The sequence below is a fragment of the Rhodococcus sp. NPDC056960 genome (assembly GCF_042674125.1).
In the GTDB taxonomy this organism is placed as follows: domain Bacteria; phylum Actinomycetota; class Actinomycetes; order Mycobacteriales; family Mycobacteriaceae; genus Rhodococcus_F.
Window position 1 is genome coordinate 235,157 of the sequence record NZ_JBHURF010000002.1, and the last position, 16,176, is coordinate 251,332.

The 16,176-nt window shown below is 64.8% G+C and carries 12 protein-coding genes; 7 read left to right on the plus strand and 5 right to left on the minus strand.

All coding sequences use genetic code 11. The annotated features are described in order from the left end of the window. Positions 1-11: 11 nt before the first annotated feature. Positions 12-1,934: a BTAD domain-containing putative transcriptional regulator gene (locus ACFTWF_RS04150; protein ID WP_378460004.1), complete on the minus strand. Its 1,923-nt coding sequence runs from the start codon at positions 1,932-1,934 to the stop codon at positions 12-14. Between the two features lie 85 nt (positions 1,935-2,019). On the opposite strand from ACFTWF_RS04150, the gene ACFTWF_RS04155 reads away from it, so the two are divergent. After that, positions 2,020-2,898, plus strand: a complete 879-nt coding sequence (locus ACFTWF_RS04155; RefSeq protein ID WP_378460005.1) for an alpha/beta fold hydrolase — start codon at positions 2,020-2,022, stop codon at positions 2,896-2,898. Between the two features lie 3 nt (positions 2,899-2,901). On the opposite strand, the gene ACFTWF_RS04160 is transcribed toward ACFTWF_RS04155, so the two are convergent. Continuing rightward, entirely contained in the window at positions 2,902-4,524 is a 1,623-nt protein-coding gene (locus ACFTWF_RS04160; protein ID WP_378460006.1) for a sigma-54-dependent Fis family transcriptional regulator, read from the minus strand. A gap of 247 nt (positions 4,525-4,771) precedes the next feature. On the opposite strand from ACFTWF_RS04160, the gene ACFTWF_RS04165 reads away from it, so the two are divergent. From ACFTWF_RS04165 to ACFTWF_RS04175, 3 genes are all read left to right on the plus strand, one after another. Next, the gene (locus tag ACFTWF_RS04165; RefSeq protein ID WP_378460007.1) at positions 4,772-6,229 is read left to right on the plus strand and encodes an aldehyde dehydrogenase family protein; all 1,458 of its coding nucleotides are present in this window, start codon (positions 4,772-4,774) and stop codon (positions 6,227-6,229) included. 45 nt (positions 6,230-6,274) lie between these two features. After that, positions 6,275-7,387, plus strand: a complete 1,113-nt coding sequence (locus tag ACFTWF_RS04170; RefSeq protein ID WP_378460008.1) for an NDMA-dependent alcohol dehydrogenase — start codon at positions 6,275-6,277, stop codon at positions 7,385-7,387. A gap of 130 nt (positions 7,388-7,517) precedes the next feature. Then, positions 7,518-8,681 carry a hypothetical protein gene (locus ACFTWF_RS04175; protein ID WP_378460009.1) on the plus strand — a complete coding sequence of 388 codons (1,164 nt, stop codon included), beginning with the start codon at positions 7,518-7,520 and terminating at the stop codon, positions 8,679-8,681. 39 nt (positions 8,682-8,720) lie between these two features. On the opposite strand, the gene ACFTWF_RS04180 is transcribed toward ACFTWF_RS04175, so the two are convergent. Together ACFTWF_RS04180 and ACFTWF_RS04185 are read right to left on the minus strand one after the other, a co-directional pair. Further along, entirely contained in the window at positions 8,721-9,929 is a 1,209-nt protein-coding gene (locus ACFTWF_RS04180) for a CaiB/BaiF CoA transferase family protein (RefSeq protein ID WP_378460010.1), read from the minus strand. Between the two features lie 81 nt (positions 9,930-10,010). Next, complete coding sequence (locus ACFTWF_RS04185) at positions 10,011-11,516, minus strand: aldehyde dehydrogenase family protein (protein WP_378460011.1); 1,506 nt, start codon at positions 11,514-11,516, stop codon at positions 10,011-10,013. 360 nt (positions 11,517-11,876) lie between these two features. Between ACFTWF_RS04185 and ACFTWF_RS04190 the strand changes: the two genes are divergently transcribed. The 3 genes from ACFTWF_RS04190 (at position 11,877) to ACFTWF_RS04200 (ending at position 14,832) form a co-directional block, all read left to right on the plus strand. Continuing rightward, positions 11,877-12,788: a LysR family transcriptional regulator gene (locus tag ACFTWF_RS04190; RefSeq protein WP_378460012.1), complete on the plus strand. Its 912-nt coding sequence runs from the start codon at positions 11,877-11,879 to the stop codon at positions 12,786-12,788. A 208-nt stretch (positions 12,789-12,996) separates the two neighbouring features. Further along, positions 12,997-14,355, plus strand: a complete 1,359-nt coding sequence (locus ACFTWF_RS04195; RefSeq protein ID WP_378460206.1) for an MFS transporter — start codon at positions 12,997-12,999, stop codon at positions 14,353-14,355. A gap of 63 nt (positions 14,356-14,418) precedes the next feature. Beyond that, on the plus strand, positions 14,419-14,832 hold the full coding sequence (locus tag ACFTWF_RS04200) for a cupin domain-containing protein (RefSeq protein WP_378460013.1): 414 nt from the start codon (positions 14,419-14,421) through the stop codon (positions 14,830-14,832). A 327-nt stretch (positions 14,833-15,159) separates the two neighbouring features. Here ACFTWF_RS04200 and ACFTWF_RS04205 read toward each other — a convergent pair whose 3' ends face one another. After that, positions 15,160-16,005, minus strand: coding sequence for an HpcH/HpaI aldolase/citrate lyase family protein (locus tag ACFTWF_RS04205; protein ID WP_378460014.1), 846 nt, complete (start codon positions 16,003-16,005; stop codon positions 15,160-15,162). Positions 16,006-16,176 lie beyond the last annotated feature (171 nt).

Below are 16,176 nucleotides of genomic sequence, written 5' to 3' on the forward strand. Positions count from 1 at the left end.
GCAGGGACTCGTCACGCACGCACGGGCCGAAGGCCCACCGTGAGCATCCCACTGCCCGCCCCCGCGATTTCGCCTGCCGCGGGAGCCAATTCGGTTCGTGCTCGTTCGATCAGCCGGTGATCGCCGACGGCGGCCGCGGCGTGCTCGCTCAGGCACCACAGCGCCTCGACGAGGAGATCGCGCGGTGGTTCGGGTGCCCGGCGCAGCGCGGCCGCCGCCTCGTCCGCGCGGCCGTCGGCCAGCAGGAGATGAGGTCGCGCCCACGGTTCGTACGGTCCCCAGTCGGTATCGGCGTCGAATGTCACCGGCAGACCCCGCGATACCCGCAGGCACAGCAGCGCCAGCGGAAGGATTCCGCGTTCGAGTCCCGGCATCCCGCTGCCCGCGAGCAGTTCCGCCGCGGAGCGATAGCCGGCCTCGGCGTCCGCGTCGGACGCGCCCGTCGCCGCGGCGCGCATCGCCCGGTACCACGTGGTGAACACGGCCACCAACGGTCGCTCGTGCCGTGCGGCCAGAGCATCCACCGCGGCGGCGTGCTCGTCGGCGCCGGTGAAGTCCCCGAGCGCTCCGAGCGCCTGAAGGCGGATGAGATGCCCGAGCACCTCGAAGTTCACGAACCCGTGCCGGGCCGACAGCGCGATCAGTTCCCGGCCGATCGCGTCCCGCTCGGGGGCCAGGCCCGAGCGGTAAAAGGTGTGCATGAAGACGCCGTTCAGCGCGGACGCGAGCAGTGCCGGATCGTCGAGTGCGCGGGCGATCTCCTCGGATTCGCGGGCGGCCTGCAACCCGCGGTCGCCGCGGGTTCCGCGCGATTCCAGTGCGATCGTGGCCAGCAGCCGGGCTCGCGCGGTGTCGTGGTTTCCCGGGGGAAGCTGCGCGAGGACGCGTTCGGCCGCGGCGACGATCCGGGCGGCCTGCTCCGGGTCGTCGGAGCGGGTCCAGATGGCGGGCACGTCGTACTGCCCGATCACGCGGGCGGTGAGTTCGGGGTCGCCCAGTTGTTCGGCAGCGGTGATCGTCGCGAGCCGTTGTTCCCGGGCCGCCTCGAGTCCGCTGCCGCCGGCTACGGCGAGACTGCGCAGCAACCCGACAGTCGACTCGAGCCGGGCCCGGGCACCGGACGCCACAGTGCGGTCGTAGGCGGCGGCCGCCCGCTCCCACATCCGCCCGGGGTCGAGTTCGAGCCGGTCGTCGCGGCGCAGGAGGTCGGTCTCGAGGGCCGTCAGTTGTGCGCTCGGGTCGATCCCCAGTTCCTCGGCGAGAAGCTCTCGCGCCCGACGTAACACGGCCAGCGCGTCGCCCTGTCGCCCGGACCGGTAGAGGGCGAGAGCCAGCAACCGCCACGCACCTTCCCGCCAAGGGTGTTCGGCCACATGGGCATCGAGATCCGGTACCGCCTCCGCGGCGATCCCGACCGCGAGTCGCGCCTCCGCCTGCCGCTCGACCGCGGACAGTCGCAGCTCCTCGAGTCTGGCCCTTTCGGGGCGGGCCCACGACTCCTCGGCGAACTCCGCGTAGGCCGGGCCGCGCCACCACCCGAGCGCTTCCTCCAGCAGATCGAGTGCCTGCCCCGGAGCGGCCGTCGCCGCCGCCGCGACCGCGCGCTCGAACCGCCACGCGTCCACGGACTCCGGAGCAACCCGGAGCGCGTATCCGGGACCGTCGGTGACGAGCAGCCGCGCGGCGGTGCGGGCCGTGCGCTGCGGCTCGAGTGCGCGGCGCAGCGCCGAGACGAACGTGCGGACCGCGCCCTTGGCCCCGTCGGGCGGGTCGGCCCACAGATCGTCGACGACGACATGCACGGGAACGACCCGTCCCCGGGCGACGATCAGGCGGGCGAGCACCGCCCGGTGACGCGGGCCCTTCAGATCGACGGAATCGCCCGCCTCGTCCCACCCGACCACCGATCCGAGCACACCGAACGTAGGAGTCACCCCGCCACGGTATAGCGCTCATCGGATGCTCATCGACCTCCCCGAGACTGGACGAGAACCTCCCCGGACCTCGAAAGGACCATCCGTGACCCCTGTCATTCCCGGATTCGACCACCAGCGTGTGACCGTCGCCGACGACGTGGACCTGCACGTCGCGGTGGGCGGTTCCGGCAGCCCGATCGTCCTGCTGCACGGCTTCCCCCAGACCCACCTCATGTGGCGGCACGTCGCTGCCGAACTGGCCGCCGATCACACCGTCATCTGCCCGGACCTGCGCGGCTATGGCGCGAGCGACAAGCCGGTCGAAACGGACGGCACCGTCTACTCGAAGCGGACGATGGCCGCGGACGTCGTCGCACTCGCGAGGGAGCTGGGCCACGAGCGGTTCGCGCTGGCCGGACACGACCGCGGCGCGTTGGTCGCCATCCGGGCGGGCCTCGACCACCCCGGGACGATCACTCACCTCGCGTCGCTCGACGTGCTGCCGACGCTGGACATGTGGGACATCCTGCACGGCGCGAACGCCGCGGTCGCGTTCCACCTGTATCTGATGGCGCAGCCGCCCGGGCTGCCGGAGCAGATGATCGACGCGAGCGCCGACGCCTTCTTCGGCCATTTCCTCGATGTCTGGACCCGCGACCCCGGCGCGATTCCCGCCGACGTGCGCGCCGAGTACCTCCGGGCGTCCCGTGAAGCGGTGCCGTCCATCGTCGCCGACTACCGGGCGTCCGCGGGCATCGACGTCGAACACGATCGGATGGACCGGGCTGCCGGGAACCACCTGCGGATGCCCGTCACAATCATCCAACAGGACTGGGGAAGTCTGCTCGATTACGACGCCGCGGGCCTCTGGCGGGCCTGGGCCCCCGACCTGGTGCACGAGACCCTCACCGCGGGGCACTTCATGGCCGAGGAAGCACCCCGGGAGGTGGTCGACGCGGTGCGTGCCCTCGTGAAGAGGTAGGCCTCAGAGCAGGCCGTACTCGCGCATATGGTGGTACAGACTGTTGCGGCTGATCCCCAGAAATTCGGCGGCGTGAGACTTGTTGTGGTGTTTCAATTCCAACGCCCTGATGATCGCGTCGCGCGCGGCAGTTTGCCAGGGCGTGAAATTTCTGTCCGAGCCTCGACGAAGTCCCACGGGAAGATCGGACAAACACACGACCCGACGATTTGCGAGGTCCGACAACGAGTCTAGAAGACTACCCAGTTCGATCAGATTGCCGGGCCACGTATACGAAGTCAGTGCTTTGGTTGCGGCAGTGTCGAACTGGAGTCGCGGACCGCCGGGCCTGATGACACGGATGACACGGTTGAGGTCATGGCGAAGTTCACGGAGCGGACGAAGGGTGATTCGATGAACGAAACGCGCGAGAACTGGCGTCGCCTCGGCCATCACCGTCGAGTCGCAAGTCGCGATCACTCGAATGTCGGACCGAACGGCTGCATTTGCGAGCAGTGAGAGGGATTTTGCGTTGAGGAACTCGATATTTTCGACGACGAGAGCTCCCTCGCTCGCGCTCCTCACGTGCGTAAGTATCTTCTCCTCGGCTTCATCTCGACTCAGACGTAGCGCGTGGACCTCGTGTACCGACTGGCCGGCCGTGACCGCGTGCGCCACGGTGGTTCGTCCGGTGCCAGGTTCCCCGACGATGACCAGAGAACCCGATTCCCCTCGAATTCTGGTGACTGCTTGATCGATATCTCGAAATACGTCGCGTGACAAAGCGTTACGGGGAATGAGCGCTCGGTCCTCGACTCGTATTGTGACGACGGCCCCGATCGTCGATGACACGTCTTCGATGGTGAGCGCGGCGTTGAGGCCGTTCTGCAACGTTATGACGGTGTTCGTCGTGTGGTTGCGTGCCCGGCCGAGGACGGTGGTGCGGAGTTGTTCGATATCGTCCGCTGTCAGCATTTGCGACGCCTTCGCGCTCTGAAACACTACGGACGGACCTATCGCCACAACTGGGTGCGCCGATGCGCCGAACACTGTCTCGAATCTCGACAGAAGTGCTGCGGAGGAGCGGGTTTGGCCGGCACGGAGTGTCTGTTGAATTTGTGTGATGGCAGAGTCCACGACCGGGATCATCAAGGCGTTCTCGGAGGTCCTGTCGGTCATGATGTCGAGAACACCCTCCAACCGACCTGTTACGGGGTCGAAGATGGGCGCACCGTAGCAACTGAAGTCCTTCATCGGTTCGACATAGTGTTCACTCCCGTGAACGAAGATTGGTCGGCGAGTCTCGAAGGGTGTGGCGAGAGCGTTGGTGCCGGTGTTTTCTTCCGACCAGACCGTCCCGACCACCGCGCCGATGCTGTCCATCGCCGATGTCAATGCGGTATCGGCCTGAGCGGTTTTGATCAGGCGGGCTGACTTGTTGGTCAGCATGAACGCAACTCGTTCGCCGGCCAACTGGTCGCAGAGTTGATCGATGACCGCGACGGCAGCACGCGCGAATCGACTGCCCAGGTCGACGTCGAGGACCTCCGTGTGGCGCACCGTCGATGTGTTCAGACCGCATCGCAGGGCTCTGGACCACGACTCTTCAATTTCGGGCCGTAACCGCTGGGGATCGACTCCGGACATGTGCACTACGCCTCCAACTGCGGTACCACGCGCGTGTTCAGTCCAATGAGCGCGTGTCTCATAGTGTGCAGCGGAACCGGGCGAGTCAAGCGAGAGGGCGCGCCAACCCGCGAACTGAACTGCGCAGATTCGGTACAGATAGCGCCCGTGTTCTGAGGAAACATTTCGACTACCGGGTCGAGTGACTGAGAACACGTCGCGAAGACCTGATGAATCCAGCTGTATTTGCACCGCGAAAGGAATCTTCATGTCGATCGATGCCGCGATTATCGACCCCGGCCTGGGCTTTGACCCGGCGACCAAGATATTCACCCAACTGATCGATGGGCAGCCGGTACGCGGCGCCGGTGAGATTCCCGTTGTCGATCCGGCGAGTGATGCACCGTTCGCGACCGCTCCGACGGCGAATGCGGAACAACTCGACCTTGCCGTTGCTGCCGCCCGGCGCGCCACCACATCCTGGCGCAGAACGGGATGGGACGAGCGCGCGGCGATCGTGGGCAAGGTGGCCGACATCCTGGAGGCGAACCTCGAGGTTCTCGCCAGACTCACCACCCTCGAACAGGGCAAGCCACTCGCGGAAGCCCGCGACGACGTTCAGTGGGCAGCGGACTTTGCCCGCCACTTCGCCGCCACTCGACTGGACCCGAAGGTTGCTCGCGATGACGAGGATGCATATGTCGAGATTCGCTACGATCCAATCGGTGTCGTGGGCGCCATCTGCCCCTGGAACTTCCCACTGTTCCAGGCGGTGTACAAGCTTGCTCCGGCGTTGGTCACGGGCAACACGATGGTGTTGAAACCGGCGCCTACCACCCCGATTGCGACGCTGTACTTCGCAGAGTTGATTGCCGAGGTCGTCCCGGCGGGCGTGTTCAACGTCGTCGGCGATTCCGGTGATCTCGGACGGCTGCTGACCGATCATCCCGGCATCGACAAGGTGTCCTTCACGGGTTCGACCGCCGTTGGTCGTCGGGTCATGGCTGCCTCCGCTCCTCGACTGAAGCGCCTGACGCTGGAACTGGGCGGCAACGATGCCGCAATCGTCCTCGAGGACGCCGACATCGAAAAGGCGGCCAAGGGCATCTACACGTGGTCGTTCGCGAACGCCGGCCAAGTGTGTGTCTCGATCAAGCGGATCTACGCCCCCGCGTCGATCTACGACGATCTGGCTTCCGAGGTCGCCCGGCTCGCCTCGGCGACGAACCTCGGCCACGGTCTCGATCCGGCCACCGGCATGGGCCCGGTGCAGAACTCGCGCCAGTACTCCGCTGCCGCAGAATGGCTTCGCCTGGCTGCCGCACACGGGAAGGTCATCGCCGGCGGATCGCTCGAAGAGCGACCTGGCTACTTCGTGCAGCCGACGGTTGTACGCGACATCACGGAGGACAACCCGCTCCTGACCGAGGAGACGTTCGGCCCCGTTCGCTCGATCGTCAAGTACGACGACGTCGAGGACGCACTCGCGCGCGCGAACAACACCCCTTACGGCCTCGGCGGCTCGGTGTGGGGAACCGACGTGGAACGCGCAACGGCGGTGGCGAGTCGACTCGAAACCGGAACCTCATGGGTCAACCACCACTTCGCGCTGACCCCGGATGTCCCCTTCGGTGGCCACAAGCAGTCGGGAATGGGTGTCGAGTTCGGAACAGAAGGACTGCAGGAATTCACCGAAATCCACGTCGTCAATGTCAGCCGGTCCTGACCGGAACCCGTTCGTATCCCAGCAGCACGTCAACCAGGAGAAACGATGAAGACCAAGGCAGCGGTGGTTATCGAGCCCGGCAAACCCATCGAGATCGAAGAGCTCACGCTCGACGGCCCACGCGAGAATGAGGTACTCATCCAGTACCTCTACGGCGGACTGTGCCACTCGGACGTACACATCTCGATCGGTGACACCATCGCCCGGCTTCCGATGGTCCTCGGCCATGAAGGCGCAGGAGTCATTCACGAAACCGGCCCGGGCGTCTCGCGCGTCAAACCCGGCGACCGGGTGGTGTGTTCGTTCACCCCCAACTGCGGCAAGTGCAAGTACTGTGCCACCGGCCGGAGTTCGGTGTGCGACATGTCCGCACCCATGCTCGAAGGCTATCTCCCCGGTCCACGGTTCCCGATCACCGGACCTCGAGGCGATTACGGGGCAATGTGCCTGCTCGGCACCTTCAGCCAGTACGGCGTCATCCACGAATCGTCGGCGATCAAGGTCGACGACGATTTGCCGCTGGACAAGGCCGTTCTGGTCGGCTGCGGTGTACCCACCGGCTGGGGCGCAGCTGTGAACACCGGTCAGGTGAAGCCGGGTGACTACGTCGTGATCTACGGGATCGGCGGTATCGGAATCAACGCCGTGCAGGGAGCCAAACACGCAGGTGCGTCCGAGATCGTCGCCGTGGACCCGCTGGCGAACAAGCGCTCCAAGGCTCGCGAGCTCGGTGCCACGCAGGCGTTCGCAACCGCTCGAGAAGCACAGAACTTCATCGACCATCTCACCAATGGTCAAGGAGCGGACTGCGCCATCATCACCACCGACCTGATCACCGACGAGACCGTGACGGATGCATTCAACATCATCGGTCGCTGTGGCAACGTCGTCCTCACCGCACTGAACCGCGTCGACGAGATCACGATCAAGCTCCCGAGCGCACCGATGAGTTACTTCCGCAAGCATTTGCGGGGCTCGCTCTACGGTGACTGCAACCCGGCGGTGGACATCCCCCGACTGCTGCGCATGTACAAGGGAGGACAGATCAAGCTCGACGAACTGGTGACGAAGACCTACCGCCTCGAAGACGTCAACCAGGGCTATGACGATCTATTGAACGGCAAGAACATCCGCGGAGTGATCGTCCACGAACACTGAAGTACCGGACAAACGGTGATCGGTCGGCTACCTCGAGCCGATCGATCACCGTGTCCACTGGCAAACCTCGGTCGCCGCGGCGACGAACGCCCCCGGCCGGGCCCATGTTCCGGACAGGAAAGGATCGGCCATGACCGACGATCTCCAGCTGAAGAACCCCTCGGTTGCCAACGAAGACAAGCGTGGGTCGTGGATGAAGTTCGGCGTCGCCAACGTCGCTGTCATCACGGTCCTAGCGGTCACCTCGTGGTGGCTGCTGATCGATCGCGACTGGAATCTCTTCGGTTGGGAAATTTACCCCGAACCGTTCACCAGCTGGCTCTTCTGGTGTCTCATCACCGTGGTCTTCGTAGGGTTCAGTCTCCAGTTTCACGGTTTCGAAAGGGTGCGGCAGCCGACCCGCGGACTCGTACTGATTGCCCTCACGTGTGCCATTTCCGTGGCAATCACGTTCCTGCTCTCACACCCGTTCGGACACATTGCACCGGACCTTTCCTCATCTCGAGAGAATGGAGCAGGATACGCAACCGGAGCACAATGGGTGCTCTACGCCTTCCTGCTCTACGTGATGAGCGTGGTGAACTGGAATCATTGGCCGTGGACCGACGACAGGGTTGCGCAGCCATGGAAGGGACTTGCTGAAATAGCTGGTCTGCTCCTACCGACCACGGCCCTGTATGCGGTCTTCGCGTTGCCGAATCTGACCAGTGAGAGTCATGATTCGTTTGTCGAACTGGACACCTCTATCGGGTTCTTCTATGCCTGCATTCTGAGTGTGGTTCTCACCGGCAATCTCACCGAGAATTGGCCCTGGCGGTTGGCTGGAACACCAGCACGAATCGCCATTGCAGCCACGATCGGAAATGTAGCCTTCGGCGCCGTCATGTACTTCGCCTTGGGCAAACTTGTACGTCTGTTGGTAGGCGAAGACAACACCGACCTTATCGGCGAGACGATATCGTCGATGCCGGCGCAATTCGGTGTGTGCTGGGTCCTGTGGGCAATTCTCTGGCCCAATGTCTTCGGCAACATCCCGGTCGCTGTCACGACCCCCGCGAAGTACAGGTACGTTTGCCGCCTCGCAATCACCTTCGTACTGGCGGTGGGCACCTTCCTGACCTACTACTTCCTGATTGCCGGGCCGATTCTGCACGAGCCGACGGTGGGCTCGAACATGGCAGGCAACGCCCTCGGCTTCATCGACTGGTGCATCCTATGGTCCCTCTGGTACGTGCTCTGCTTGAAGTCCTGGGGATTGAATTCATTTGTCGTGGAGCCCAGTAACTCGGACTAGGGTGCGGTTCGGAATTCCATCCGACGGTGGGTATCGATGTCAGTTGCCGATGCGGGAGAGTTCGTATTCGGTAGCGTTCTCCTCGGCATCGAGCCATTCGAGAACTGATTGCGTGTGCTGCCCCAGTACCGGCGGCGGCTGGTGCGCCGTCCGCAGCAGCGTCTCACCGGTCGCGGACTCCATCCGCACGGAGGGCCCGGGCAGCTGAACGGCGCCCGCCAGGGCGTGCTCGACATCGATCAGCAGACCCTGGCTGCGGGTCTGTTCCCACTCGTAGACCTCGTCGATCGTTCGAATGGCCCCGGCCGGCACCCCCGCCGCGGTGAGGTCGGCCAATACGGCCTCCCGGGTGCGAGCGGCGAAGGACGCCTCGATCACCGCGATGAGTTCGTCCCGGTGCGCGACTCGGTCGACGTTGTTCGTGAACCGCGGATCGGACGCGGACAGTTCCGCGATCGGTGCGAACTTCGCCCAGATCGCCTCGCTTCCCACGGCGATTTGGATGAACCCGTCCGAGCACCGGAAGCTGCCGTACGGGGCGATCTGTGGGTGGTGGTTGCCACTGGGTTGAGCGACCTGCCCGGCGACCGTCCACTTCGTTCCGTGGAAGGTGTGGGCGCTGATCGCGGCGGCCAGCAGGGAGGTCCGTACGATCGAGCCGCGTCCGGTGCTCGCGCGTCCGGCGAGGGCCGCGGACACGCCGGCGGCGCCGTGGACACCGGCCAGCACGTCCGCGATCGGCACACCGATGCGGGTGGGTCCGGACTCCGTGGTGCCGGTCAGGGCCATCAGCCCGGCCTCGCCTTGTGCGATCTGGTCGTACCCGGCGCGCGTGCCCTCCGGTCCGTCGTGACCGAATCCGGTGATCGACAACGTGATCAGGCGCGGGTTCAGTTCCTCGAGCTTCGTAGCGGTGAAGCCGAGTCGGTCGAACGCGCCGGGCCGGAAGTTCTCGATGAGCACGTCGGCGCGCGCGATCAGCCGGCGCAGCGCATGCCGTCCGGCCTCACTCTTGAGGTCGAGTTCGATCGATTCCTTGTTGCGGTTCGCGGACATGAAGTACGAGGACTGGTCGCGGTCCGGGCCGACGAATGGTGGTCCCCAGCTGCGGGAGTCGTCGCCGCGGCCGGGGGTTTCGATCTTGATCACCCGGGCACCGAGGTCACCGAGCATCATGGCGGCGATCGGGCCCGCCAAAGCTCGGGACAGGTCGAGCACAAGCAGGTCTTTCAGTGGTCCTTCTGTCATGGTTTTTCCGTCCTTTGAAATGGGGAACGCCGGTGAAGCAGAGTGGGCATGCTTCACCGGCGTGGTCTGGTGGTGGGCTCGCTACTGCGTGTTGCGCAGCCGGATATTGATCTGCTTGGTCTGGGTGAATCCGGCGAGCATGCCTTCGAGGGAGGCCTCGCGGCCGATACCGCTCTGCTTGTAGCCGCCGTACGACTGGCCGACCATCTGGCCGCCGCCCTGGTTGACCTGGACCCAGCCGGTCTCGAGCGCGTTCGCGGTGCCGATGGCGCGGTCGAGGTCGTGCGTCCACACGTAGGCGGCCAGTCCGTAGTGCGAGTCGTTGGCCATCTTGATGACCTCCGCTTCGTCTCGCCAGGGGATGACCACGACGACCGGGCCGAAGATCTCTTCCCGGGCCAGGCGCCAGTCGTTGTTCGCGCCGGCGAAGATGGTGGGCGCCAGGTAGAAGCCGTCGCTGCGGTCGACCGCTCGCGCCGATCCGTCGAGGGCGACGGTGATGCCGGGGGCGCCGAGCCCGTCCTCGACGTAGGAGGTCACCGAGGCGAACTGCTTGTCGTTGATGATGGCGCCCATGTCGGTGGTCTCGTCGAGCGGGTTGCCGACGACCTGGCTACCCAGCGTGTCGACCAGTCGGCCAAGGACGTCGTCGTAGACGTCCTCGTGCAGGAACAGTCGCGAGCCGGCGGTGCAGCTCTGCCCCTGGCGGTGGACCCGCGAGGACAGCAGCAGGTTGGCAATCAGGTCGTCGTCGCCGGCGGCGTCCGGGAACACGATGGACGGGTTCTTGCCGCCCAGTTCCAGGGACACGTGGGCGAGCCGTTCACCAGCGGCCTGGGCGACGTGCTTGCCGACCTCGGTGGATCCGGTGAAGGAAACCTTGTCCACCCCGGGGTGCTGCACCAGGGCCTCACCGGCGACCGGTCCGAGGCCGGTGACGACATTCAAGACGCCGGCGGGCAGGAATTCGGCGCAGATCTCGGCGAGCAGCAGCACGCTCAGCGGCGCCGCTTCGGCCGCCTTGACCACCACGGTGTTCCCCGCGGCGAGCGCGGCCGGGATCTTGAACCCGGCAATCATCAGGGGCGAGTTCCACGGCAGGATGGCACCGACCACCCCGAGCGGCTCGAGTCGGGTGTATTGCAACTGATCGTCACCGGCGGGCAGCACGACGCCCTTGCTCTCCCCGGCGATGCCCGCGAAGTAGCGGAACAGGTTGGCCAGAGTCTGGGCCTCGGGGCGGGCCTGGGTGCGGATCGCGTTGCCGGTGTCGAGCGCAGTCACCGAGGCGAGGTCCTCGATCCGGGACTCGATCGCGTCCGCGATGTGGCCGAGTGCCCTTGCCCGGCCGGTGAAGTGCTGGGCGCGCCACGCCGGGAACGCTGCTCGCGCAGCGGCGACGGCCCGATCCACGTCGGCGGTATCGCCGGTAGGGACCCGGCCGATCACGTGGCCGCGCAGAATCGGGGTCGTGACCTCGGTCCACTTCCCGCTGATCGCCTCGACCCGCCGGCCGTCGATCAGCATCGGGTAGTCGCGTGCCGCGGGAATTCCGAGGCTCTCGGGTGCGACCTGGGTTGAGGTCATCTCACTACTCCTTAGACATACAGCCTTGTGGTACAGATGGTTTCGATCTCGAGATCGCTATGCGGCGGGCGACGCGGTGGTGCCCCGGCGACAGCTCGCCTCAAATGGCGGCCAATTTCTACAGTGCGTGATCACTCGGGTTGGGTCAATCACCAACATCGCGCCAGGCTGTTGCAGGAATGCACCAATTACGCCGACCACCGTCCGAGCCGGAAATCCGTCCCGCCCGGTCGGGCGATCGTTTCGGCCGCCTCGGATCGCCCTCGCTGACGAGTAGAGTTTCGATGCATGACCGGCAGCACCACCCCATCGGACAACGAACGAGAACAAGCGCCCCCGTCAGGCACACGTCCGCCGAAGATGATCGACATACGGCAGGTCCGAGCCGACGACTTCCGATACCTCAGCGCCATCGCGCGGACCGGAACCCGTCGCTCGGCCGCCATTGATCTCGGTGTCGACCACACCACGGTGTCCCGTCGAATCCACGCTCTGGAAAAGACACTCGACGTGCGGCTGATCGAACGTGGCGCGGACGGCTGGGAGCTCACCGACATCGGACAAGCGGTCGCCGAACGGGCGCGTGCGATCGAGGAATCTATCCAGCTGGCGGTGGATACCGCGGTCGGAGACACCGGAAGCGCGCTCCGCGGGACGGTGCGGGTCACGGCGCCGGACGGCTTCGGGACACTCGTCGTCACTCCCGCGCTGGCGCGGCTGCGGATTCAACACCCGGACCTGTCGGTGGAGCTGCTCACGGCCACTCGTCAGCTCAACCTCCACCAATCCGGATTCGACGTAGCGATCGCGGTGGGCAACCCGGTGAACAGCCGACTCGTCTCGGAGTTGATCAGCGCGTATTCGATGGGCATCTACGCGACCGAGGAATACCTGCGCGAGCACGGCACACCGACGTCCGTGGAGGACGTGAAGGACCACCCGATCATCTTCTTCGTCGATTCTCTGCTCCAGGTCGGCGACCTGGATCTCGAGCGGCACCTGCCCGGTGCCCGAGCCAAATTCATGTCGACGAACATCTTCTCCCATGTCGAGGCGACCCGCGTCGGCGGCGGGATCGGGTTGCTCCCCGCGTTCATGGCCCAGCCCTACCCCGACCTGATCCGCCTGCTGCCCCGCGAAGTCGATGTCCATCTCACCTATTCGCTGGCAGCCCGCCGCGAAAGCCTCACCAACCCCACCGTGCAGGCGGTCCGAAACGCGATCCACGCCGAGGCGCTGCGCCGGAAAGCGGATCTACTCCCCCCGGTGTGAGCGGCACCGTCTCTGGTCGTCACCACCGTTCGTCGAACCGGTGCATTTCTGCAACAGTGTGGCGTGCGATTGGCTGTTGCCTCGCCCGTTCACTGCCCCGAATACTTCTCTCCAGATACGTGCACGGTGTCACATCCCGTCGCTCGCTGTAATTCGAACCACGTAGGAGAAGTCAGTGGATCAAACACTATCCCCAGAGGGCGGCAGCATGTCGGCGCATGCCCCGTCGGGCCTGAAGAAGGTCGTCGCAGCCTCGATGGCCGGAACTATCGTCGAATGGTACGAATTCTTCCTGTACGGCACCGCCGCCACTTTGGTGTTCAGTAAGGTGTTCTTCGATGCGGGCATGAGCGAACTGACCGCGATCCTATCTGCATTCATCACGTACGCAGTCGGTTTCGTCGCCCGGCCCCTCGGTGGCATCGTCTTCGGTCATTTCGGCGACAAATACGGACGAAAGTCGCTGTTGCAGTTCAGTCTGGTGCTCGTCGGCAGCGCTACCTTCCTCATGGGGTGTCTGCCCACGCACGACCAGATCGGTGTCTGGGCACCGACCTTGCTCGTGACTCTGCGATTCATCCAGGGATTCGCGGTAGGCGGTGAATGGGGAGGCGCGGTGCTACTCGTCGCCGAACACAGCCCCAACAACCGACGTGGATTCTGGGCAAGCTGGCCCCAGGCCGGAGTGCCCGGCGGCAACTTGATTGCCACCATCGTGCTTCTCGTGCTCACCGCGACCCTGTCCGACGAGGCCTTTCTCAGCTGGGGTTGGCGTGTCGCGTTCTGGCTGTCCGCCGCGATCGTGTTCATCGGCTACTACGTCCGCACCAAGGTCTCCGACGCTCCCATTTTCGTCGCCGCCAAGAAGCAGACCGAGGAAATCGCCGCGACCTCCTACGGTGTCTTCGAGGTCGTCAAACGCTATCCCCGCGGCGTGTTCACCGCCATGGGGCTGCGTTTCGGCGAGAACATCATGTACTACCTGGTGGTCACCTTCACCATCACCTACCTGAAGATCGTGGTGCACACCGACACCAGCACCATCCTCTGGTGGATGTTCATCGCCCACGCCATCCACTTCGCCGCGATCCCGCTGTGCGGACGCCTCGCCGACCGGATCGGACGTCGGCCCGTCTACCTCTTCGGCGCCGTCATGGCCGGCGCGTGGGGCTTCTACGCCTACCCGATGATGAACAGCGGCCACAACATGGTCATCATGGCCGCCATCATCGTCGGCCTGATCTACCACGCCTTCATGTATGCCGCGCAGCCCGCCACGATGGCCGAAATGTTCCCCACCCGCATGCGGTACTCGGGCGTCTCACTCGGCTACCAGGTCACCTCCATCGTCGCCGGCTCGCTCGCACCCATCATCGCCGTTGGACTGCTCGAGAAGTTCGACTCGTCCGTCCCGATCGCCCTCTACCTCGCCGCTGCGTGCACCGTCACCGCCGTCGCGGTCTTCTTCACCCGGGAGACGAAGGGACTCTCCCTCGAGAGCATCGACCTCGCCGATGCCGAACGCGAGAACGCGGTCATCCACGCAGCCCACGCCGACGTGAAATAACCAGGCGAACAGCACCGCTCACCGCCGTAAGCGTCTACTCACCTGTCAAGGAGTTTGCCCAAGATGTCGACGTCACCTACCAATCAGATCGATCTTGTCGTTGCCGACTCGAGCAGGATGCCCTGGGTGACCGCTGTGGTCCCACAGACCGGCGGTGCGATTCCATCCAAGTTCCTGTTCGCCGATCCCGACACCGGAATGCAGGTGAAGCTGGTCCGCTACGCCGCCGGGTTCACCAACGTGTGGCACACGCATCCGCATGCACACGGGATGTACGTCCTGGACGGAGTCCTCAGAACGCACAAGGGGGAGTACGGTCCGGGAAACTTCGTGTGGTTCCCTGAAGGCGGGTGGATGGAACATGGTGCGACCGAGGACAACGACGTCACCTTTCTCGTTATCCACAACAAGCCGTTCGGGATTTGCTACGAGTCCGACGCAGAACATTCATACCCAATGCACGTGACGCAGGGCTGACCGCCAGAGGGGTCGGAGTCATGAGGGGGCGCCGGAAGTCCGGCGCCCCCTCAGCGTCCTCACCCGGCCGCGACCGCTTGGGTCCGGACCTCGATCCGCTTGATCGCCACACAGTCGCCCGGCGTTGGCGAACGCCAGGTGGATTCCATTGAGACGGAAATTGACCCGACAGAAGGACTTCACGTGATCGATTCGAACCTTGTGATCGGCGAAACCGCCGTGGCGCGACGCGTGTGTGCCTCGCCCGCCGCGGTCGGGTCGGACGAACTCGACAACATCGCCTTCATGCGACAGATCGGCGAAGCACGAGCATGCACTGCACGTCGTCTACTCGACGCCGATACGGAATGCCTCCGCGAGCTCGGTGATCTTCGCCGCGCGCACGAGACGGGGGCGATCACTGCCATCGCGAATAGTGCGACCTCGAGCGTCGAACTCGGTGAGAAACTCTCGTGCCCATGCGACATCCGACGCACTGGGACTGAACTCGGCGTTGACGGTTCCGGCCTGGCCGGTTTCGAGACACAGCTTTCCGGTCATTCCCATCGATACCGCGGTGGCGGAGCGCTCCTGCAAGGCGGAGTGAACTCCACCCACAGTCGGCCCGTCGATCGGCCCCGGCAACTGGCCTATCCGGCTCGCGACAACGAGCCGAGACCTGGGGTATGCCATGGAGAGGTCGTCGCCGCCGGCACCGGTGTCGCGGCAGTAGTCGCCGCTGCCGAATGCCAGCCGGAAGATGCCGCGGGCTCGAGCTATTGCGGTTGCGGCTTCGATTCCGATCGCCGACTCCACCAGCGCCAGGACCGGTGTCTTGCCGCCGAGACGGTCGAACGTCTCCGTCACGTGTTCGGCCTGTTCGGTCTTGGCGAGCATCACGCCCTGGAGGCCCGGTAGACCGGCCAGGAGGTCGAGGTCGTCGGCCCAGAACGGCGTGGTGCGATCGTTGATCCGAACCCATGCGGGCCGTCTCTCGAGCCAGGCGGCGACGTCCAGTCGTGCGGTGGGTTTATCTTTCGGGTCCACGGCATCTTCGAGATCGACGACAATCTGATCTGCGGCGGAATCGAGAGATTGATCGAAGGTTGTCTTCCTCGTGCCATTGACCAGCAGCCATGACCGAGCGACGGACGCGTCGACCTGACGAATGGCGGCCCCGGGGTTGTCAAACATGGTGACTCCTCGTCAATGTAGTGCTGATACCCGATGCGATCCGTGGGAACGGGGCCGACGCACCTGTTTGCACCAGCGCCGCGATCGGCCGGGCCAGCCCTTACGGTGCGCGACGAGCTTGCCGACAGTCAAGAATCAAACTCACGCATCGGTTGTGCAAAAGTGCACCGG

Excerpts from the sequence above, each read along its gene's own strand:
- ACFTWF_RS04160 (WP_378460006.1), bottom strand. The coding sequence starts at position 4,524 with ATGTCCGGAGTCGATCCCCAGCGGTTACGGCCCGAAATTGAAGAGTCG.
- ACFTWF_RS04165 (WP_378460007.1), top strand. The coding sequence starts at position 4,772 with ATGTCGATCGATGCCGCGATTATCGACCCCGGCCTGGGCTTTGACCCG.
- ACFTWF_RS04170 (WP_378460008.1), top strand. The coding sequence starts at position 6,275 with ATGAAGACCAAGGCAGCGGTGGTTATCGAGCCCGGCAAACCCATCGAG.
- ACFTWF_RS04175 (WP_378460009.1), top strand. The coding sequence starts at position 7,518 with ATGACCGACGATCTCCAGCTGAAGAACCCCTCGGTTGCCAACGAAGAC.
- ACFTWF_RS04180 (WP_378460010.1), bottom strand. The coding sequence starts at position 9,929 with ATGACAGAAGGACCACTGAAAGACCTGCTTGTGCTCGACCTGTCCCGA.
- ACFTWF_RS04185 (WP_378460011.1), bottom strand. The coding sequence starts at position 11,516 with ATGACCTCAACCCAGGTCGCACCCGAGAGCCTCGGAATTCCCGCGGCA.
- ACFTWF_RS04190 (WP_378460012.1), top strand. The coding sequence starts at position 11,877 with ATGATCGACATACGGCAGGTCCGAGCCGACGACTTCCGATACCTCAGC.
- ACFTWF_RS04195 (WP_378460206.1), top strand. The coding sequence starts at position 12,997 with ATGTCGGCGCATGCCCCGTCGGGCCTGAAGAAGGTCGTCGCAGCCTCG.
- ACFTWF_RS04200 (WP_378460013.1), top strand. The coding sequence starts at position 14,419 with ATGTCGACGTCACCTACCAATCAGATCGATCTTGTCGTTGCCGACTCG.
- ACFTWF_RS04205 (WP_378460014.1), bottom strand. The coding sequence starts at position 16,005 with ATGTTTGACAACCCCGGGGCCGCCATTCGTCAGGTCGACGCGTCCGTC.